The following is a 21,732-nucleotide window of genomic DNA, read 5'->3' on the forward strand; positions in this document are numbered from 1 at the left end:
TCGTTCTGTATAATGTTTGACAGTGAGCAAATGATTATGGCTATTTCGTCAGCAATCAGTTAAGTTAGTATTTGTAAGCGTTTTATAAACGAAATACAGGGCTAGGTGTTGCATATCGAAGTAGAGTGTCAGGGGTACATTGCTTTTTGGGGGAAATCAGATCAGATTCATCAATATCGTGTGTAAACCACGTTCAATGGTTGTGCACAATTTGATAAAGGAGAGATAGATATGAAGATCAAAAAGTTAATCAAGGTTGGATCAGTCTTGTTATTGTCTGCAACACTTTTAGCTGCCTGTGGAGATGGCAGTTCTAAGGCAAAATCAAGTGGTGGCAGTAGTGAGAAGTCGACGATTAAGACAATTACCTGGATGTCGATGTTACATACAGCTACACCACCATCTGGGGATGTGCAGTCAAAACTTGAAAAGTATACGGGCAAAAAAATCAAGTTCAATTGGGTACCAGATGCTTCTAAAGATGAAAGAATCAATGCCGCTTTGGCATCTAAATCGCTCGCAGATATTGTTTCTTTGACAGATATGACTAATACCACTGTTCGTAAAGCTCTTGAATCTGGGATGTTCTGGGATGTTGAACCATATTTGAAAGACTATCCTAATCTTGCCAAAATTTCTAAAGAAACACTTGATTCTTCCAAGCTGGATGGTCACGTTTATGGCGTTCCTTATCAAAAACCGTTGGCACGTTATGGTATCCTTGTTCGTCAAGACTGGTTGGATAATTTAGGCTTGAAGACACCGAAGACGTTAGATGACTTAGAGAAAGTTGCAGAAGCCTTCACCGAGGATGACCCAGATGGTAATGGTAAAAAAGATACAGTTGGTTTTGTAGAACGTAATGAATCCTTTAACGTTGGGTTCCGTAGTTTAACTGGTTACTTCGGTGCCGGAAACTTGTTTGCAGTTGAAGATGGAAAAGTCATTCCTTCATTCATGCAGTCCGGTTATACTAAGGCCTTGAAGTGGTATCGTAATATCTACAAGAACGGTTGGATGAACTCTGACTTCTCAGTTATGGCTAAAAATGACCAAAAGAATTATATTGCACAGGGCAAAGGTGGTATCGTTGTTTCTGGTTTGATGGAAGCAAGCAACTATATTGCTGCAGCCAAAGGTACAGACCAAGAGAAGACTATGAAGTGGGCTTTGATCAATGATATGACAGAAGGCAATGTTGATCGTCGTATTTTGTCTGATACTGGTGGTGGTTTCGGTGGCTATCTCGCAATCCCTAAGCAAGAAGTTAAAACGAAAGCCGATCTTAAAGTTGTATTGAAATTTATCAACGACTTGATGGATAAAAAACCATACGTTCTGATGACAGAAGGTATTGAAGGCGTTCATTATTCTAAGAATGATAAGGATCAATACGAAATTACTGATCAAACTAAATGGCAACAAGAAGTACAACCATATGCTTCTTCACGTCCATCAGAATTGGTTATGAATTTGAAATATACAGATCCTTTGAGAAACTTACAAGACAAGAAGATTGCTGAAAATGCGAAATATGCGGTCATTAATCCTGCACAATCATTGACATCTGCAACTTATGATACGCAATATTCTTCATTGATCGAAGGCGTCTCAGATGCTTATTATAAGTATATGATGGGCGAGATCAATATGGATGGTTGGAATACTGCCGTCAAGAAGTTCCGCGCAGACGGTGGCGACCAAATCATCAAAGAATATACGGCTAGTTATAAAAAGTTAAATAAATAAAGGTGTTCTCAGTACTTTAAAATTCATAAAAGCATTGTCGAAAATCGACAATGCTTTTTTTGACGAAATTTTATAAACATCGGTTATTTGAAAGGCCTTATTTAAAAAATCACAATTAAGCATCGTTAATTAGATTTAATTAATAAATAACATTAGTATTGATTGATAAATGATTTTGTATTTGCTAAACTAAAAAAAACAGCGATGTTTTTTAGCGCGAATGGGAGGGTTTAATTAATGAAAAAAAGAAAAATTTTTATTGCGTTATTAGCCTTAGTTATGGTGTTCTTGACTGCTTGTGGGACACAACAACAATCGAAAGCAAATTCAGGCAGTTCAGATAAAGTAACATTAGATTTCTGGACATTCTGGGGCTCGGGTGATCGTCGTGAGGTAATCGAATCAATTATTTCTGACTATAATAAATCACAAGATAAAGTTACGGTTAAACACAGTTACCAACCATGGGGCGATATTTGGACGAAATCGTTGTCTGCAATTACTGCTGGGAATCCGCCTGATGTGATCGTGCAAGATATTATGTCTGTGAGTCAACGTGCAGAAGCTCAACAATCAGTGGATATTAGTCGGTATTTGGATGCGGGCACAAAGAAACAATTCTATCCGCAGTTATGGGAAACGACACAGTATCAAGAGGGCACTTATGGCTTACCATTCAATACTGATACTCAGGTGATTTTCTATAATAAGCAAATTTTTAAAGAAGCTGGATTGACTGAGGCGGATCTTCCAACAACCTGGGCGGAATTAGAAGCCGTTGGTCGTCAGCTAGATGTGAAAAAAAATAAAACTTATTCGCGAGTCGGCTTTTATCCACTGTGGAATTTGGGCGCCGAGGTCTGGGCGTTAAATGCAGATAATGGAACTAGCTGGTTCAATGATAACGAAAAAATAAAAATTAACACTAAAAATAAAGTCGCAGCACTGCAATGGATTCTTGATCAACAGAAACATTATGGCAAAAGCACGATCAATCGCTTAGAAGCAGAATTTGGTTCAGGAGTTTCTGATCCGTTCCTATCTGGAACCGTGGCGATGCGTGCACAGAATTTAAATTATTATACGAGTTTAAAAGAAAATGCATCGAAAGACTTTGAATTTGGTGTGATTCAATTGCCTGAATTCAAATCTGGTAGTGGTCACTGGTCATGGGGTGGCGGGTTCACGGTTGAAGTTCCTAAAGGTGCGAAACACGTGAAAGAATCTGCTGAGTTTATCCAATATTTGACGAGTGAGAAAGTTCAACAGAAATTCGGTGCGGCTAGTTTTGACATCATGGCGAATGAAGATGCCAATAATAACCTGATTGATGGCACAGAACTGGATGAAACCGGTCAGATGATTTATGCAATGGCAGCTGAAAATATGAAAAAGACGATCATGACGCCGGTACCGCTGACTGCACCTGATCACACGAATTTGATTCAAGAAGAGATCGATTCCGCTCTTCTGGGTAACAAAACAGCTAAAGAAGCGTTGCGTGATGCGCAATCTGCAGTTGAGAATTTAGTGAAACAGAATCAATAGATTAAATTAGAGTGAGAAGAGGTGGGATGAATGCAAAAGCGTTCATTGCGACAAAAGAGCGAGGCAAGATGGGGATATTTATTTGTGGCTCCTTTCGTGATCGGCTTTGCAATTTTCATGCTTGGACCAATGGTATTCTCATTTATCGGCAGTTTTACTGATTATAATTTAACCTCAAAGATGAATTTCATTGGGATAGCAAATTTCAAGCGGATGTTTGTCGATGATCAATTATTCTGGAAATCACTGTACAACACGCTGTATTTCACGGCGTTCAATGTGCCGCTGACCACAATGTTTAGTATTTTTTTGGCAGTGATCTTAAATCAAAAAATAAAAGGGATCCGATTTTTCCGGACGATTTTCTTCTTACCATCGGTCCTGTCAGGTGTTGCAGTTTACGTCTTGTGGATGCAATTACTCTCACCTTCGAGTGGCATGGTCAACACGATCTTGTCGTGGTTTAATATCAACGGACCTGCGTGGTTATTCGACCCTAACTGGACAAAACCTGCCTTGATCATGATGAAGTTATGGAGTGCGGGTGGTGCAATGTTGCTGTACATTGCCACTTTACAAAATGTGCCCACGCAACTTTATGAATCCGCTGAATTAGATGGCGCGGGTATTTGGCATAAATTCCGGCATGTGACGCTGCCACTGATCACGCCGATTATTTTCTACGATGTGATTACGAGTACGATTGGTTCATTTCAAATTTTCCAAGAGGCCTATGTTATGACTAGCAATGGGCAAGGTGGGCCCGCTAATTCATTGTTATTCTTCAATTTACACATGTGGAATAAGGCATTTGTGGGCTTTGATATGGGATATGCAATGGCAATGTCGATGACTTTATTCGTTATTGTCATGATTATGACCGTGATCAATCTAAAGCTTGCGCCGAAGTGGGTGCATTATGCAGGAGGGAGTAAATAATGGCAGTTGAATCGCATACGATGAGTGCAGAACCATATCCACAATCCATAACTGACCGTTATAGCGGCGATTCGCTACCGATGGTTGCCCCTAAGCGACGCCGGAAAATTAGCGGTCATCAGTTGTTGAGCTATGTTTTACTGAGTAGTGTGAGCCTTGTTCTGATCATGCCACTCCTCTGGATGGTTTTCACTTCGCTAAAGCCGATGAGCGAAATTGTCCAATTCCCGCCGACGTTTTTTCCGAAATCGATTCAGTGGGGGAATTACGCAACTGCGATCAATTCTTTCCCATTCTGGTCGTACGCGAAGAACACGTTGATCATTGCTGGTTCTGTAGTCGTTGGTAATGTCCTCTCTAATTCGTTTATTGCCTATGGTTTTGCTAAATTAGAATTCCCCGGCAAAAGAATCTTATTTGCACTTGTCCTGTCCACTATGATGGTACCAGGATTTGTGACCATGATTCCGCAGTATGTTATTTTTTCCAAGATTGGATGGGTAGGCACGTATTTACCGTTGATCGTACCCGCATTCTTTGGTAATGCGTTCAATATCTTTTTGATGAGACAATTTTATTTGTCAATTGGGGATGAACTGATCGAAGCGGCTAAAATGGATGGCGCAAACCATCTTTATATCTGGAGCCACTTGATGATTCCGTTGACAAAACCCGCGTTGATCACGATCGCAATCAATTCATTCAATGGTGCATGGAACGATTTCCTAGGACCACTGCTCTATATTAAGGATCAAAATCAGTACACGCTACAAATTGGCCTGCAAGTTTTCAAAAATCAATCAACAACCCAATGGCACTATTTAATGGCCGGCGCGGTGATGGTGTTACTGCCTTCTGTGCTACTCTTCTTCTTTGCGCAACGTTACTTTATCGAAGGTATGGATCTAACAGCCGGATCGAAAGGATAACTCATGCAAGCAAAAAAATCTCACAATTATTTGTCGATATTGCCTATTGGACACCAAGACTGGTCGCCATCAATTTCATCTGGCTACTTGCTTGCTTACCCGTTATAACGGTGTTTCGAGCGACGAGAACAGTGACTTTGATTTTATCCGAATATCACCACAAAGGTGTCAAATCTCAACCGGTTTGGCAAAACTATTGGCGGACATTTAAATTAGTACATCGAAGTCATGACTTGATTGGTAGTCTGCTGTTTTTTATCGCGATACTTGATTGTGTATTTCTTATACAGCAACAACAAGCATTCATGGTTAGTGGTGGTTTTGCATTGATTTTTGCACTAGCCGTTTTTTTAGTAGTTTGTTGTTGGCGCGTTCTTTCGGTGACACCTGAGAACAATTGCTCGTGGTTATTGGCATTTGTTATTGCAGGCAAGCATCTTCCGTACATTTGCCTACAAATAGGTGTGACAATTGTACTTATAGTTTTAGCAATGCTAGCTGCTAGTGGATTCTTTATCTTATTGGGTGGTAGCATGCTAGTCCTGGTTAATATTAGATTAGTCGAGTATCGTACACACTCACGAAAACAACCAATAAATTAAACGAAGCAGGCCAATCTCAACGATTAATTGAGGTTGGTCTGCTTTTTTAAGTCTATGAAGTTGCCAGTTTAGATTCGGCTAGTATCCTGGCAAAGTTCAATTCGCCAGGTGTCACATCGATAACTTGACTGATAATTAAGGACACGCCGCCGAGCAAGGTCGCATACCGTGAATTTGAAAGCAATTCGACGGGCGTTTTATCCTTAGTCAAATACGGAATATATCCACGAATAATATCCATCAATTCAGGAATATCCGCAATTAAATTTGAATTGATCACTACTTTAGCGGGATCAAGGGTTACGATCGTGTTATAGACAATATTGGCCGTGTAATAACAGAACTCGTCCAAGATGTCGCCGACGATTTCATTGCCATCATAATAAAGGGTTTGAATATCGTCGCGAGTCAATTCAGATAAGTCTGTCTGCTCTTTGATTTTTTTCAAGATGGCGTCCTCAGAACAGTAGGATTCTATCGATTCAAACTTGTGATTGGGTTTTGCCCCCGCTTCATAAACGACGGCGTGTCCGATTTCGCCGGCTTCACCATGAATTCCAGTAAATAAACGATTGTTAATAATAATGCCAGCACCAATACCTTTATGAATGCTGATGCAAACTAAATTGTCGATCTGTTCGCGACTTTCAAAATCTCGTTGATAAATAACGGATAGATTGGCTTCATTTTGTAAACCGACGGGTACATTTAATTCATCGCTGAGTATCTGTGCGATATCTTTATCTTGAAAGTCGATATAGGGCGTATATAAAACTTTGTTATCGTGGACAATGCCATGAATAGCAACCGAAACGCCGAGCAACTTATGCGCTTTGTGATCACTCGCTGAGAATTGGTGGGCTTTGTCAGTAATGAACGCTAAACGTTCGTCAATACCGATTTCACCGACGCGATGATGCTCGAAAGTTAAAACAAATCCATCAACTCGATTCATCATCACATCAATATAGTTGAAGCCGAGATCAAAACTTAGCACATAACCATAATCAGCATTCAGCTGCAACATGGTCGGTTTCCGACCGCCGCGAGCCGAACTGTCACCTTGGCCTAATTCAATAAATAAATTGGTATCGATCATCTCAGCAACAATTTCGGAAACGGTCACCTTATTCAACTTTAAATTTTTAGAAACCTGACTTCTAGAAATCGGGCCATAACTAAAAACTTGTTCAAGCACACGTCTTCGATTTAATTCGCGTACGAGATTCTTGCTCGTTTCCATGGGTATACCTTCTGTCTTTTGTGGTTAATTATCTATTGATTACATTCTAAGTAAGTATGTCTTACAAAGCAACAGAATCGGTTCTGTTTTGGCGTAATAGAAAACTTATTTATCTTTTTAATTAGAACAGGGGTAATTAAAAAGATAAACACCTTGAGAAATTTTTTGATCAATTTCTCCGCGGTAAAACATTTAAATTTATTAGGGTTCTGGTTGTTGTAATAGTGGCAACCGAATGACATGTTATTAACGAAGAATCTTGGAAGGTATTGACTTTCAAAATTGAAAAGGCTATCATTCCAAGTGTTTAGATAGTTAGTAACCAAAACAAACTAATATTAGGAGGCTACTATGAAATATCGTAATCCAATTATTTCTGGGTTTTATCCTGATCCAAGCATTTGCAGAGTTGATAATAAATTTTATTTGGTTTCTAGTTCTTTTAATTATTTTCCAGGGGTGCCTTTGTTTGAAAGTGATGATTTAATTAACTGGGAGCAGATTGGGCATGTCTTGACACGAAAAAGTCAATTGGATCTTACTGATGCATCAACTTCAGGTGGTATCTACGCCCCGACAATTCGTTTTCACAATGGCCGATTCTATATGGTAACAACCAATGTTAATCATGGCGGTAACTTTTATGTTTGGACTGATGATATTCACGGGGAATGGAGTGATCCAATCTACGTAGATCAAGGTGGCATTGATCCATCACTCTATTTTGAGAATGATACTGCTTACTTCATGAGTAACGGCGAGGATGATCGAGGCGTTTCTGGAATTACGCAATGTGTTATTGATATCGAGACTGGTCATAAATTAACATCTTCTAAATCTTTGTGGCAAGGTGCCGGTGGACGCTACTTGGAGGGACCACATCTTTATAAAATTGATAACTATTATTATTTAATGGCTTCTGAAGGCGGTACTGAATATGGGCACATGCTAGTCTATGCACGGAGCAAAGATATTGATGGGCCATATGAATCGTACCCAAATAATCCAGTGTTAACTAATCGAAATTTAGGTGGCTATCAAATTCAAGGGTGTGGTCATGGTGATTTAGTTGACGATCAGTCAGGCAACTGGTGGATGGTCCATCTAGGATTCCGTCAATTGGATCAGTGGTTGCAGCATCACATTACTGGGCGCGAGGTGTACTTAGTACCAGTTAAATTTGATCAAAATCATTGGTTTACGGCAGGAGTTAACGGAACTACTCGTGCAGAAATCGAGACTGACCAATTGCCTACCAATCATAAACAGAAAAGTCCAGCTGATTTTCGATTTGATAACACCCAACTCGGAAAAGAATGGGTTTTTTTAAGGAATCCAGTTAAAAAGAATTATGACTTAACAGATAATTACTTAAAATTAAAAACGACATCACTGACAAATGAGGAGAAATCGAATTCACCATCTATGGTTTTAATTCGGCAATGCCAATTGCAGATTGGACTCAGTGTTGATATACAGACGGGTCATAATGAAGGGGGCATCACGCTCTATATGTCCGATGAATTGCATTATGATCTTGCTGTTCGACGTTCTGCAAACGAAACATTCGCGTTTCTGAGATTACGCGTGGGTGACGCTTGTCAAATTGTGCATCAAGTAAAAATCGCTGATACTAGTGCTGAGCTGCAACCAATTTCTCTAAAAATTGATTGCACGAGTTACCAATATAAATTTTCAGTAAATTATCGCGATAAAATATACGAGCTTGGTTCTGCGCAAACTAAATATCTTTCCAGTGAGGTTGCTGATAATTTTACAGGGGTCATGATTGGGCTTTATGCACAACAAACCGTGGATGAAACACAAGGAGAAGCTGTTTTTAGTAATTTTAGTTATCGCAATTTACCGAAAAAAAGTGAGGCATAGGTATGGACGAATCAGAAAAACAGGCAATCAATATTGTAGCGCAGCTTTCTTTAGATGAAAAAATTGGTTTGATGACGAGATCTCAGAGACCAGTTCCTCGATTTGGATTGAAAGCCTATCATATTGGTGGCGAGGCAGCACACGGAATTGTTGCTCGAGAAGATTATCAAACGACCTCTTTTCCAATCCCGTTGACATTTTCACAGACCTGGAATCCGGAACTATTGAAAAAAGTGGGTTCTGTTATTTCTGATGAGGCTCGAGCTTTATATAATACAACAGGCCAAGATCGTTGGCTGACACCTTGGGCTCCCACGATCGATCTTGAACGCGATCCCTTTTGGGGCCGAAATGAGGAAGGCTATGGTGAAGATCCCTATCTTACCGGAACTATTTCTGTAGGGCTGATTAAAGGAATCCAAAATGAAGCGATGGATGGATCGCTAAAAGCGGTTGCGGCTCCGAAACATTTTTATGCGAATAATAATGAACAAGAACGCGGTAGCCGCTCTAACTCAATTACAGAGCGAATGAAACATGAATATTATCTTAAGCCGTTTATGCTTGCCTTTCGAGATGGCGGTGCACAATCAATGATGACTGCCTATAGTGGTATCAATGGCATTCCGGCGATGGAATCACCAGATGTGCGTGACTATGTTAAACAAAAATGGCAGATGAAGGGATTTATCGTTACCGACGGTGGTGCACCAAGTATTAACATCGATGATTATCATTACTATGATCAAATGTACGAAGTTGTTGCGGATGCACTCCATAAGGGAATTGATTGCTTCGTTGATGAACCAGAGACTATTGAACCCGCAATTAAAGAAGCCTATCAACGAGGATTAATTACAGACAACATAATCGACCAAGCAGTCGTGAATATTTTAAAAGTTCGTATTCGATTAGGTCAGCTTACCGATTCGACGGTTTATGATGATTTAAATGAGAATGACATCGGTACAAAAAGTAGCGATGAGCTTGTAAAAGATGTTTATGCACAAGGGACAGTGCTGCTTGAAAATCATTACCAGGCGCTTCCAATCCACAATAGTGAGCGAATTTTACTCACGGGGCCAATTGCCGATCGCTTTTATCGTGATTGGTATGCAACGACGCCAATGAATACTGAGACATTATTAGATGCTTTGTCGAAGCAGCATGACTCAAATATTACTTATGTAAATAGCAATGATATCGTTAAAATTCATCTGAATAAGGGATATTTAGCATTTCTTGATGATCAAGCAATCGAGTCTGATCGTGGAGATGAATTTGAACTCGAACGTTGGGGTGAAAATGAAGTCTTTCTTCGCCAAGTAAAGTCTCAAAGATATGTCAGAATGAGTGAAAACAACAAACTGATTCTAGGGAACACCACTGTTTATGATTGGGTTATTAGAGAAGCACTTTATCTAAATGATCAGAACCAGTTGTTTGGACTGTTGCATGAATTTAATTCCGATGATATTAATTCGATGAAAGCTTTACGCCCAGATGAGCACAATACTGTTGGTCGAGTTGAGGTTATTGTTGACGGCCTGAAAGCTGTAGAAAAACAGGCAAAATTAGTTGATAAGATTATTTTTGTTGGTGGTAATCAACCAATGATAAATGGACGAGAAACTGAAGACCGTCAGACCTTGGCATTGCCCGTGAGTCAGCAACAATTAATTCTGATGTTGCAAAATCAATCAGCAAAACTTATTGGTGTTCTTTTAACGGGATATCCATTCCTGACGGATAAGTTCAACTTCGACGCATTACTATCAACAGGGTATGCTGGACAGTCGATGGGTACGGCACTTGCTGAGATACTTTATGGCAAACGCGAGCCAACAGGGAAATTATCGCAGACTTGGTATGATGAAAAGTGGCATGATTCAAGTATCTTTGATTACGATATTGAGAAGTCGCATAAAACATATCAATACGTTAATCGTCAGGATGTACATTATGCTTTCGGTTATGGTTTGAACTATTCAGGAAAATTAACGTTGCAGAATTTACGTTTTGCGCAAGATAAGTTGAGAGTATCATCAGTGCTGCCTCTGACAATCGATGTACTTAACCCAAATAGGAATTTAACCACCGATACGGTGCAGATCTATTTGAATTTTAATGGTAATGATGACGTTGCCGCGCGCCAGCAACTAATTGCGTATAAAAAAATCACTTTATCAGCAAAAGATAAAGTGACATTAACATTTAATATTCGTTTGGAAGATTTTTCTTGGTTTGATCCGCGCACCAATGGCAATTATTTGCCTACTGGTGCGGGGAATATAGTTGCCGGATTCTCATCAGATGATCGTCAACAGATCCAACCTGTAGAATTTATAAATGAGCGGGCAACAACACGTTTGTTTACAGAAAAAACTTCAGCAAAACTATTTGATGATTACGAAAACATTGAATTAACAAGTCGTGACTCAGAAAATACACTGGTTAAAATCGGTATTAATTCGAAATTGGTCTACAAAGAGGTTGACTTGCAACGACCAACACTTTCTTTACGATATTATGCAGATGAAGCCGGAGAATTACAGATCATTGGGGATAATAGATTGTTGGGAACGATTGAGTTTACAGCAAAATCTTCGCTACAAACCGCGGCAATTAACGTTCCGATTGGCATTATTTCAGAACTAAAATTCATTTCAAATCAGCCAATAGAAATCCTTGATTTAGAAAATCTTAACTAATTGAGAAAACACATTTCTAACAAGGTCAACGCGTAATAGAGAGTGCGACAAAAAAATATTTTTCAATTAGTTAGTAAATCTTATTTACAAATCAAATAAAACGTTTTATAATCAATGTTGTTGAAACGCTTACAGATTTGATCAACTAACCTACAATTTATTTTTCACTGTAACGCGCGAAAACCTTACTTAGTACGAAGGATTTAAGATAGGCAACAAAAGCAAATCCAAACATCAAAATCATTACTCTAGCGAAATTGCTGAAATAAAAGATTGCAATTGTAATTGAATCAATTGCAATTAGTAGCAAACCTTTGAAGAAGTTTTCAACTGTAATTAAAAATGCGTTCTTGAAAGACTGCCGGACACTGTTTTGATATCTAGCAATAAGTGGGAAAACAAATTCTGTGACAAGGACTGCAATAAACATTGTAATTAAGAGAACGACAATGATTGGGGATGAAACAACAGATTTAAAATGCCACCAGAATGATAGATTGAATGCAAGCAAACCAATAAAAGCCACACAAATCAAAAACGTTATAGTGCCAGATTTAATATTCTTTTTAAAAGCCCTTAAGTATGATTTTGTTAGGGGAATATCTTCATTATCGATGTATTTAATAGTTGTTGCATACAAAGAGGTCATTGCGGATCCAATAGTCACAATAGGAACACAAGAAAAGATAAAGATGATGTTTAGACTGACGAAACTAACTAGAGTACGCATAAATTGAAAGAATGAACTGTTGGTATTGAATTTCATAGTTCTACCACCTTTGTTTTTAGTACAAATTAATGTTAATAATCATAACGCAATTGTTTCGTGATTAGCAAGTTTCAATTTTTAATTAAGGAGGATGATTAGCATGCAGGAAGTTGCCACGAATAATCAGAAATCAAATAAAAAGAAGCACGACGCTCACAGCCAGAAAGAAAAACGTGGAAAGAAATTATTCTTGTTAATTGTTCCGTTTGTTATCTTGGTACTATTGTTTTCGTATTATCCTTTGTTTGGGTGGGTTTATGCGTTTTTTGATTATCAACCACCAATTCCTTTGAATCAAAGTCCATTTGTTGGATTGAAATGGTTCGAAATGATGGTGCAGAATTCAACACAGTTACACCAGATTGGGCAAGTACTTGCAAATACGTTTGCAATGAGTTTCTTGAATATTCTAACTTCATTTTTACCAGTATTATTCGCGATTGGATTAAATGAAATTCGGAATAAACACTTCAAGAACTTAATCCAGACGCTAACAACTTTACCAAATTTTATTAGTTGGGTATTGGTTTACTCAATTGCATTCGCGATGTTTTCAAGCTCAGGTATGGTTAATGAACTGTTACGTAACTTTAACTGGATTAGTGAGCCAATCAAATGGTTAGACAGCGATTCACATACGTGGCTTAAAATGTTGCTTTGGAGTTTGTGGAAGGGCTTAGGCTGGGGATCAATTATGTACTTGGCCGCGATTTCTGGGATTGATCCAGAACTTTACGAAGCTGGACGTGTTGATGGTGCCAACCGCCTACAATTGATTCGACATATCACGATCCCAGCATTAATGCCAACTTATTTTGTCATGTTAATGTTAGCGGTTTCTAACTTTCTTTCAAATGGTATGGATCAATATTTTGTTTTCCAGAATGCCTTCAACTTACAACATATTCAAGTATTAGATCTATACGTTTATAACGTCGGTATGGGGAATAACAGCCTTTCATTGGCCACGGCTTTATCAATGCTTAAGAGTTTAGTCAGTGTTGTGCTCTTATTCGTTGTTAACTGGACCTCTAAGAAGACTAGAGGAGAATCTATTATTTAGAAGTTTTTGAAGGGAGGATATCAGAGATGAACGTTATTGAAAAAAAAGAAGTAACTCCTGGTGAGCGTATTTTCCAAGTAGTGAATATAACATTTTTCGTTATTTTTACACTAATCTGTTTTTATCCATTTTATTATCTACTGATTAACAGTATCTCTGCAAACAACCTGTCTGCAGCGGGAGCAATCAACTTGATTCCTCGTAATATCCACATTGAAAATTATATTCAAGTCTTACAATTAAGTGGAATTCCGTTGGCGGCCTTGGTATCTGTTGGTAGAACAGTTATCGGTACGCTTCTGACAGTAATTGCGTCTGCTTTTCTTGGGTTTATGTTTACACAGCAAAAAATGTGGAAGCGTAAATTTTGGTATCGCTTTGTGATTGTCACCATGTACTTTAACGCTGGGCTTATTCCCATGTTCATTACCATGAAGAACTTACATCTTACGAATACGTTTTGGGTATATGTGCTACCAGCTATTGTTCAGCCTTTCAATATTATTTTAGTCAAAACATTTATTGAATCACTGCCTAAATCGTTAGAGGAAGCAGCAGAGTTGGACGGTGCCGGAACATTAACAACTTTCTGGAAGGTTATCCTCCCAAGTTGTACGCCAATTTTAGCAACAGTTGCCATTTTCACGGCAGTTGGTCAGTGGAATTCATTCCAAGATACTCTTATTTATATCACTGATCAAAGATTGTATTCGTTGCAGTACCTACTTTATCAGTATATCAATCAGGCAAGTTCACTTGCCGCAATGGTAAAAAACAGTACAGGAGGTGCGCTGAATATGGGGGCGATTGCTACACAGCAAACGCCAACATCGATTCGAATGACCGTTTCGGTTATTGTTGTACTACCAATTATGTTTATCTATCCAATGTTTCAGAAGTATTTTGTTAAAGGTATCATGCTTGGAGCCGTCAAAGGGTAATTATTTCGAGGAGGAAAATGGGAAATGAAGAAAAAAAGATTATTGTTTCTAGCAACATTGGTTGCATCGACCGCTTTAGCTTTAACCGGGTGTGGAAGTTCAGGAACTGATGAGAGTAAGTCTAGTTCGTCAAAAGATGATGGTAAATTGATGAAGGTTACCATCTATGATGATTTGGCAAATTATCAAGGTACGGCTAAAGGCTGGTTTGCCAAAATAGTTAAAGACAAATTCAATATTGAGATGAATATTGTTGCACCCAATGTTGCTGGTGGTGGTAGCACTCTATTTGATACACGGTCAGCGGCTGGCAACTTGGGAGATATTATTATTACAGGCGCTGGTGGTGGACGCGGTCAAAAATTGGTTAAGGCTGGTTTAATATCAGATATGACCCCTTATCTAAAAGATATGAAATATATTAAAAAATATAAAGGTGCAACGGATTCGCTTAATAATGTTATCGGTCAAAAGTCAGGGGTTTGGGGAGTTCCAGACTCAGTTAGCTCGGAATCACCACTAAGTTCGTCTGAAGGTACAGAACCAACTTTTGGGCCATACTTACGTTGGGATTACTATAAAAAAGTAGGCTATCCTAAAATTGCAACTTTAGAGGATTTAATTCCTGTTCTTAAGGAAATGCAAACTGAAGCCCGAAAGGAAAATCCTGGGAAAAAGATCTATGCATTGTCTTTGTTTAAGGACTGGGATGGCAATATGATGAATAATGCCAAACAACCAACGTGTTTCTATGGATACGATGAACTAGGGTTTGTTTTGGCGAAAGCAAATGGGTCATCTTATCAAGATATTACTCAGTCAAATGGGGAATATGTTCGTGCATTGAAGTTTTTCAACAAAGCAGATCAAGAGGGTTTGGTTGATCCTGAGTCTTCAACACAAAATTATGATACGATGTATGCAAAATATCAAGCAGGTGATGCATTGTTTTCATTCTGGCCGTGGTTAGGACAAGCTGCATACAATACAACTGCACATAAAGAGGCTGGTCAGGGATTTATGATTGCCCCGATTAAAGATATGAAGATCTTTTCATATGGATCAACAACTAATGGTACTCAAACGTTCATCGCGTTAGGCAGTAAGGCGAAGAATAAGCAACGATTGGTTAAATTTATTAATTGGCTATATTCTCCAGAGGGAGTTTCTGCATCTGGTGCGCAAACTGGTGGTACCTCAGGACCAAAAGGTTTAACTTGGAAAATAAAAGACGGTAAGCCAGTATTAACTGATTTTGGGAAGAAAGTATTTTTACAAGGTGGAGCAACAGTACCAAAGAAGTGGGGTACGGGTTCATACACTGACGGTGTTTCACCATTGAACTACCCTGCAGTAATTGCAAATGATATTAATCCTGAAACTAAATATTCATACAGTTATACTCTATGGCCTTCTGTTCTCAGTGAGACTAGAACCAAACTTGATACAGATTGGTCTAACCACATGAGTAATGCTAGCACGACGATGGATTATCTAGAAAAGAATGATAAGATTTTAGTCGCCCCTGGTGCAAGTTATGTTGCGCCTGAAGAGAGTTCTGAAATTTCTTCGTTGCGTGGTCAGATTAAGACGCAAATCGTCAATACATCATGGAAGATGGTTATGGCAAAGAGTGATTCTCAATTCAATTCGTTGTTGAAGGAAATGCAAACAACTGTTAAAGGATTGGATTATGCCAAGGTTTTGAAATTTGATATGAAGAATGCCAAGGATCAAAATAAAGCTCGGGTAAAGATTAAGAAAGAATATTCTGGCAAGGATAAATAGCGTCAATCCTTTTTATCTTAGTTAGCTACTTGGGGTCAACACGTTAGTAGTGTTGACTCTCTTTATTTTGGCGAAGGAGATATCAGTGGATGTTGTTAAGAAAAAACAAAAAGTTAATTTTTATTGGTGATTCAGTGACGGATGCTGGACGAAATTATTCGGCGGATATGGCTGGGTATGATTCGTGGGGAAACGGATATGTAAACTTAATCAATGGTGCACTGACCGCAACTTATCCTGACTATCAAACCATGGTCATCAATAAAGGAGTTAATGGCAATGACATTTTGAAGCTGGCTACACGTTGGCAACAAGATGTTTTAGATCTTAAGCCCGATTATGTTTCAATTTTGATTGGTGTGAACGATGCATGGCGACATTTTGACACGGCTGTTTTTCAACAACGAGATGATTTAGTTGATGTGGCACTCTACACAAGAACTTATCAAAAGCTGATTAATCAAACACGCTCAGTAACGGATAAAATTATTGTAGTCGGTCCGTTCATGTTTGAGCCAAACCGAACAGAACCAATGCGTGCGATGGTGGATCAGTTTGCTGTGGTTGCAAGGCAATTAGCGGATAAAAACGAATTATTATATATTGATGTACAGTCAAAAATAGACCGGTTCTTAACACAAAATTCTAGCTATATTTTGACGCAAGATCGTGTACATCCGAACTTTCAGGGGAATATGTTAGTTGCAACAACTTGGCTAAATGCGATCGATTTTGATTGGAAACGAGGAGAATAAATGCCAACAACGATTGAACAAATCAAAAGAATTAACGAGGCGGGTCCGTTTCATGCGGACTGGCAATCATTGAGCCAGTTTAGTGTTCCAACTTGGTTTAAGAAGGCGAAGTTTGGCATCTTTACACATTGGGGCTTGTATACCGTACCTGAATATCGCAATGAGTGGTATTCTCGGAATATGTACATTCAAGGCTATCCGGAATTTGATCATCATCGTGCAACTTATGGTGAGCAAAAAAATTTTGGCTACAAAGATTTCATTCCTAAATTTACTGCAGAAGCCTTTGATGCTGATGACTGGTTAAAATTATTCAAGCAAGCAGGAGCACAATATATTTTTCCTGTAGCGGAACATCATGATGGTTTTCAGATGTACCGTAGTGAATTATCACATTATAACGCCTTTGAGATGGGGCCAAAACGTGATGTTCTTGGTGAGTTAAAACAGGCTGCAACCACCGCAGGGCTACACTTCTGTACGTCTAATCATCGTGCAGAACATTGGTGGTTCATGAGTCATGGCAAGGAATTTGATAGTGACGTTCATGAACCATTGAAAAAAGGAGATTTTTATTGGCCTGCAATGCCAGAGCCAAATAATCAGGATTTGTTCAGCAAACCATATCCGACCCAGGAATATTTAGAGGATTGGCTACAGCGTGTTGTTGAAATTATCGATCGTTATCAACCAGAATTGCTTTATTTTGATTGGTGGGTTCAGCATCAGGCTTTTAAGCCTTATTTTCAGCAGATGGCTGCCTATTATTATAATCAAGGGGCTAAGCTTGGTTATCCTACCGGTATTTGTTACAAATATGATGGTATGGCGTTTGGTACAGGAATCACTGATGTTGAACGTGGTGGTTTTTCCGAAGCAAAACCATTTTATTGGCAAACGGATACCGCAATCGCAAATAATTCATGGAGCTATACGACATCTTTGGAATACAAGTCAATCAATGAGATTTTAATTACGTTGATCGACGTTGTTAGTAAGAATGGTAATTTATTACTTAATGTTGGACCCAAACCAGATGGTTCATTTGCAAAAACGGATAAAGAAATTCTTGCTGGCATCGGTAAATGGCTTGGGATAAACGGTGAGGGGATATACGGCAGTGAACCTTGGAAAATCGCACGTGAAGGTAAGACTAATATTTCCGAAGGAATGTTCCAAGATACTTCAAAGCTGAAGTATGGATCTTCAGATATACGCTATACAGCAAATAACGGTGCAGTTTATGCTTATGTGCTTAATCCGCAAGAACAAACTGAAATCGTATTAAAATCTTTTCATGAATTTGATGAAAAAAATGAACCGGTGTTTCATGGGGTTATCAGCCAAGTCGAACAATTAGGAGTTGGTAAGGTTGACTGGCGGATTGCCGAACAAGGGATGGTCGTCCAAATTAAACCTACACCGGATCAGCGACCTGTAGGGATAAAAATTGTATTGGAGTAGTAAATAATGCAGATTATTGAACAGCAAATAAAAACCAAATTATCGTCGTCCGCTAAATTTTATGGCTATATTCCAGATGTCTCACAGGAAATTGATCCCGCGGCAGAGCGTCCTAGTGTTTTAATATGTCCCGGTGGTGGATATGTTATGACATCAGACCGTGAAGCAGAACCGGTCGCTTTGAATTTCGTGGCTGCTGGATTCAATGCTTTCGTTTTACGATATAGTATTGCTCCGGCACGCTATCCAGTTGCGTTACTTGAAGTTGCATCTGCAATGAAGCTGATTCGTAAAAATTCGGCTGCATGGCATGTTGATCCGAAACGGGTCATCATCGCTGGCTTTTCTGCTGGTGGGCATTTGGCCGCAAACTTTGCAACTAGTTGGGATCGCGATTTAGTGACGGAATATGGGTATCATGCTGATGAAATTCAGCCGAATGGCCTTTTTCTGGGATACTCAGTGATCACTTCTGGAAAATATGCTCATGTCGATTCTTTCAAGAATTTATTGGGAGACCGTTATGGTGAACCTGAGCTCATGAGTAAAGTTTCATTGGAGAAACAAGTGACTAAGTCGACCCCTCCAGCTTTTATCTGGCATACGGTGAGCGATGATACAGTTCCAGTTGAGAATTCACTTCTATTTGCGGAGGCGTTAGAAGCACATCAAATTTCTTTTGAACTACATCTATTTCCCAAAGGTGGTCACGGGTTGAGCCTAGGGACTTCTGCAACAGCTATTAAGAGTAACGGTTACGGGTTAGAGCCCACAGTAAGTGCTTGGCGTGATTTATTTGTAGCCTGGGTCCAAAATAATATTTGATTGAGGTAAAAATTAAATGAGTTATCTTTGTTATGATGTCGGTGGCACATTCATTAAGTATGCAGTTTTTGATGAACTTGGGAATTTTCTAAAAAAAGCTAAATATCCGACTAATGCGCTTGATCCAACGGCCTTTTTTAAGCAGATGGCAATGATAGCCAATGATGAGCCGGATGTCCAAGCCATCGGAATTAGTTTTCCAGGTTTTATTAATACCGAAACTGGTGAAGCGTATCGAGCGGGCGCTCTTGGCCAATTGGATGGTTTGAATCTGATTGATCAATTTAAACAACAACTTAAACGTGATATTCCGGTAGCTATTGAAAACGATGCAAACTGTGCTGCTTTAGCTGAAAAGCTCAGCGGAAATGCTCAAGATGTTCATGATTTTGCTGTCATTACGATCGGCACCGGAATCGGTGGTGGCATTGTCATGAATGACAAAGTTCTACATGGCAAGCAATTTCGGGCGGGTGAGTTTGGCATGATGATTACGGATTATACCGCTCATCACGTCGCAACGTTGCATGACCTAGCGGCGACTAGCTCTTTGATCACACGATACACTGAGACCAAAATGTTAGATCCAGATCAGGTTACTGGTGAGCAAATTATGGCGGAGTTTGGAGAAGACGAACAAACCACAACAATTGTAAATGCGTGGGCAGATTATGTTGCAATTGCAATATTCAATCTTTCAGTTACCAATGCGCCTCAGCGGATACTTTTAGGTGGTGGGATTAGTCAAAATCCAAAATTATTAGCCATTGTGAAAGCTGCATTAAAACGAATTCCAGCCTGGACGGATTTTGAATGTGAAGTTGTTATTTGTCAGTACCATAATGATTCTGGCTTAATTGGTGCCTTATACCTGGCTAAACAAATTGCAAAGGAGGGGTAGCTGATGTATCACCAACAATTAGATGATTTCCCAGAAAACTTTTTATGGGGAGCCGCTTCTGCTGCCTATCAAATCGAAGGGGCATATCAAGAAGATGGTAAGGGTATTTCAATTTGGGATACTTATGCCCACACACCTGGCAACACTTACCAAGGAACGACCGGCGATGTTGCAATTGATCATTATCATCATCTTGAAGAAGATGTTGCGCTTATGGCAAAGATGGGCTTGAAAGCTTACCGGTTTTCTGTTGCGTGGAGCCGAATTATTCCTGATGGTGAAGGTACGGTAAATGAAGCAGGTTTAGATTTTTATCGACGTTTGATCCACGAACTACGGAAAAATAAAATTGAACCTGTACTTACGTTATATCATTGGGATCTTCCACAAGCATTGCAAGATAAGTATGCTGGTTGGGAATCTCGTCAGACAATCGTCGCGTTTAAAAAATATTGCGAAGTATTATTCAAGGCATTTAAAGATGACGTGAAATACTGGGTGACTTTTAATGAGCAAAATGTTTTCACGTCAATGGGATACCGTTGGGGAACCCATCCCCCTAAGTTGAAAAATATTAAGAAAATGTACGAAGCCAATCACATTATCAACTTAGCAAATGCAGAGGCAATTAATTTGTTTCACGAATTGGTTCCTAAAGGACTTATTGGTCCTAGCTTCGGTTATGGGCCAGTTTATCCATTAACTGGAGATCCCCAAGATGTTCTAGCATCAGTTAACGCAGATGATTTTAATAATAATTGGTGGTTAGATGTATATTGCCGTGGCGAGTATCCATACTTTATGCTAAAACAGTTGCAAAAAGCAAAAATTGCCCCAAATATTACAGAAGCCGATCGTAAATTATTGAAATCGGCTAAACCGGATTTCTTGGGAATTAATTATTATCATGGTGGCACCGTTCAAACGAATCGTTTGGAGAAACAAGCCGAGACTGCAAATCAAAAGGATTTCAGCGCGACAGATCCATACTTGATGCAACCTGAAGCTGATCAAGCTCAGTCTCCAGAGATTCCAATGTTTAATTCGGTTTCAAGTCCCTATCTGGCAAAAACAGAATGGGGTTGGGAGATAGATCCCATAGGTTTCCGCATTGCCTTACGTCAGGTGTATGAGAAATATCGCCTTCCCATTTTTGTAACCGAAAATGGGTTGGGTGCTATGGACAAATTGGAAGACGGACAGATCCATGACAGCTATCGGATCAAATATTTGCAGGAACATCTGTTGGCAATGAAAGAAGCAATTACAGATGGTGTTGAAATGATTGGTTATTGCGCCTGGTCATTTACGGATTTACTTAGTTGGCTCAATGGTTATCGAAAGCGCTATGGATTTGTTTATATAGATCGTGATGATAATGGTGAACGAACGCAGCAACGAATCCCCAAGGATAGTTTCAAATGGTATCAGAAGATAATTGCTGAGAATGGCAAGCAAATAACCCCGAAGAGTCAAAAAATAAATTTATAAGTAATAGTTGGTAAAAAGCATCAAATTAATAGACGTAAAACAGCAAGAATGTTCAAGCTGAGAGAGTGTCAAATTTTATGTGTAAATAGAAAAGCCTCTCGTCCTTTTTTTAAAACATAGATTCTAA

17 protein-coding genes are annotated in these 21,732 nt (G+C 39.1%); 15 read left to right on the forward strand and 2 right to left on the reverse strand.

What is annotated here, in order from left to right:
• Positions 1-231 precede the first annotated feature (231 nt).
• From EKM67_RS02610 to EKM67_RS10975, 5 genes are all read left to right on the forward strand, one after another.
• Positions 232-1,749 carry an extracellular solute-binding protein gene (locus tag EKM67_RS02610; RefSeq protein ID WP_125577005.1) on the forward strand — a complete coding sequence of 506 codons (1,518 nt, stop codon included), beginning with the start codon at positions 232-234 and terminating at the stop codon, positions 1,747-1,749.
• A gap of 237 nt (positions 1,750-1,986) precedes the next feature.
• Positions 1,987-3,297, forward strand: a complete 1,311-nt coding sequence (locus EKM67_RS02615) for an ABC transporter substrate-binding protein (RefSeq protein ID WP_125577007.1) — start codon at positions 1,987-1,989, stop codon at positions 3,295-3,297.
• A 30-nt stretch (positions 3,298-3,327) separates the two neighbouring features.
• A complete protein-coding gene (locus EKM67_RS02620) occupies positions 3,328-4,236 on the forward strand; it encodes a carbohydrate ABC transporter permease (protein ID WP_125577009.1) in 909 nt (302 codons plus the stop codon).
• Positions 4,237-4,316: 80 nt separating this feature from the next.
• Positions 4,317-5,165 carry a carbohydrate ABC transporter permease gene (locus EKM67_RS02625; RefSeq protein WP_125577045.1) on the forward strand — a complete coding sequence of 283 codons (849 nt, stop codon included), beginning with the start codon at positions 4,317-4,319 and terminating at the stop codon, positions 5,163-5,165.
• Positions 5,048-5,767 (forward strand): DUF624 domain-containing protein, encoded by a 720-nt coding sequence (locus EKM67_RS10975; RefSeq protein ID WP_125577011.1) that lies wholly within the window; start codon positions 5,048-5,050, stop codon positions 5,765-5,767. Before EKM67_RS02625 ends, EKM67_RS10975 begins: the two co-directional genes overlap by 118 nt.
• A 52-nt stretch (positions 5,768-5,819) precedes the next feature.
• Here the strand turns inward: EKM67_RS10975 and EKM67_RS02635 are convergent, their stop codons facing one another.
• Positions 5,820-7,010, reverse strand: coding sequence for an ROK family protein (locus EKM67_RS02635; RefSeq protein ID WP_125577013.1), 1,191 nt, complete (start codon positions 7,008-7,010; stop codon positions 5,820-5,822).
• A gap of 351 nt (positions 7,011-7,361) precedes the next feature.
• Between EKM67_RS02635 and EKM67_RS02640 the strand changes: the two genes are divergently transcribed.
• Together EKM67_RS02640 and EKM67_RS02645 are read left to right on the forward strand one after the other, a co-directional pair.
• Positions 7,362-8,897, forward strand: a complete 1,536-nt coding sequence (locus EKM67_RS02640) for a glycoside hydrolase family 43 protein (RefSeq protein ID WP_125577015.1) — start codon at positions 7,362-7,364, stop codon at positions 8,895-8,897.
• A gap of 2 nt (positions 8,898-8,899) precedes the next feature.
• Positions 8,900-11,608, forward strand: coding sequence for a glycoside hydrolase family 3 protein (locus EKM67_RS02645; RefSeq protein ID WP_125577017.1), 2,709 nt, complete (start codon positions 8,900-8,902; stop codon positions 11,606-11,608).
• A gap of 157 nt (positions 11,609-11,765) precedes the next feature.
• On the opposite strand, the gene EKM67_RS02650 is transcribed toward EKM67_RS02645, so the two are convergent.
• Positions 11,766-12,374, reverse strand: coding sequence for a YesL family protein (locus tag EKM67_RS02650; protein WP_125577019.1), 609 nt, complete (start codon positions 12,372-12,374; stop codon positions 11,766-11,768).
• A gap of 103 nt (positions 12,375-12,477) precedes the next feature.
• On the opposite strand from EKM67_RS02650, the gene EKM67_RS02655 reads away from it, so the two are divergent.
• From EKM67_RS02655 to EKM67_RS02690, 8 genes are all read left to right on the forward strand, one after another.
• Positions 12,478-13,440 carry an ABC transporter permease gene (locus tag EKM67_RS02655; RefSeq protein WP_164506537.1) on the forward strand — a complete coding sequence of 321 codons (963 nt, stop codon included), beginning with the start codon at positions 12,478-12,480 and terminating at the stop codon, positions 13,438-13,440.
• Between the two features lie 26 nt (positions 13,441-13,466).
• On the forward strand, positions 13,467-14,381 hold the full coding sequence (locus tag EKM67_RS02660) for a carbohydrate ABC transporter permease (protein ID WP_125577023.1): 915 nt from the start codon (positions 13,467-13,469) through the stop codon (positions 14,379-14,381).
• Between the two features lie 24 nt (positions 14,382-14,405).
• A complete protein-coding gene (locus EKM67_RS02665) occupies positions 14,406-16,169 on the forward strand; it encodes a type 2 periplasmic-binding domain-containing protein (RefSeq protein ID WP_125577025.1) in 1,764 nt (587 codons plus the stop codon).
• An 89-nt stretch (positions 16,170-16,258) separates the two neighbouring features.
• Positions 16,259-16,924: an SGNH/GDSL hydrolase family protein gene (locus EKM67_RS02670; protein ID WP_125577027.1), complete on the forward strand. Its 666-nt coding sequence runs from the start codon at positions 16,259-16,261 to the stop codon at positions 16,922-16,924.
• Entirely contained in the window at positions 16,925-18,388 is a 1,464-nt protein-coding gene (locus tag EKM67_RS02675) for an alpha-L-fucosidase (RefSeq protein WP_125577029.1), read from the forward strand.
• A gap of 6 nt (positions 18,389-18,394) precedes the next feature.
• A complete protein-coding gene (locus tag EKM67_RS02680) occupies positions 18,395-19,213 on the forward strand; it encodes an alpha/beta hydrolase (protein WP_125577031.1) in 819 nt (272 codons plus the stop codon).
• A gap of 16 nt (positions 19,214-19,229) precedes the next feature.
• Positions 19,230-20,114, forward strand: coding sequence for an ROK family protein (locus EKM67_RS02685; RefSeq protein WP_125577033.1), 885 nt, complete (start codon positions 19,230-19,232; stop codon positions 20,112-20,114).
• Between the two features lie 3 nt (positions 20,115-20,117).
• The gene (locus tag EKM67_RS02690; RefSeq protein ID WP_125577035.1) at positions 20,118-21,605 is read left to right on the forward strand and encodes a glycoside hydrolase family 1 protein; all 1,488 of its coding nucleotides are present in this window, start codon (positions 20,118-20,120) and stop codon (positions 21,603-21,605) included.
• Positions 21,606-21,732: the final 127 nt, after the last annotated feature.

The sequence above is a fragment of the Lapidilactobacillus mulanensis genome (assembly GCF_003946215.1).
In the GTDB taxonomy this organism is placed as follows: Bacteria; Bacillota; Bacilli; order Lactobacillales; family Lactobacillaceae; genus Lapidilactobacillus; species Lapidilactobacillus mulanensis.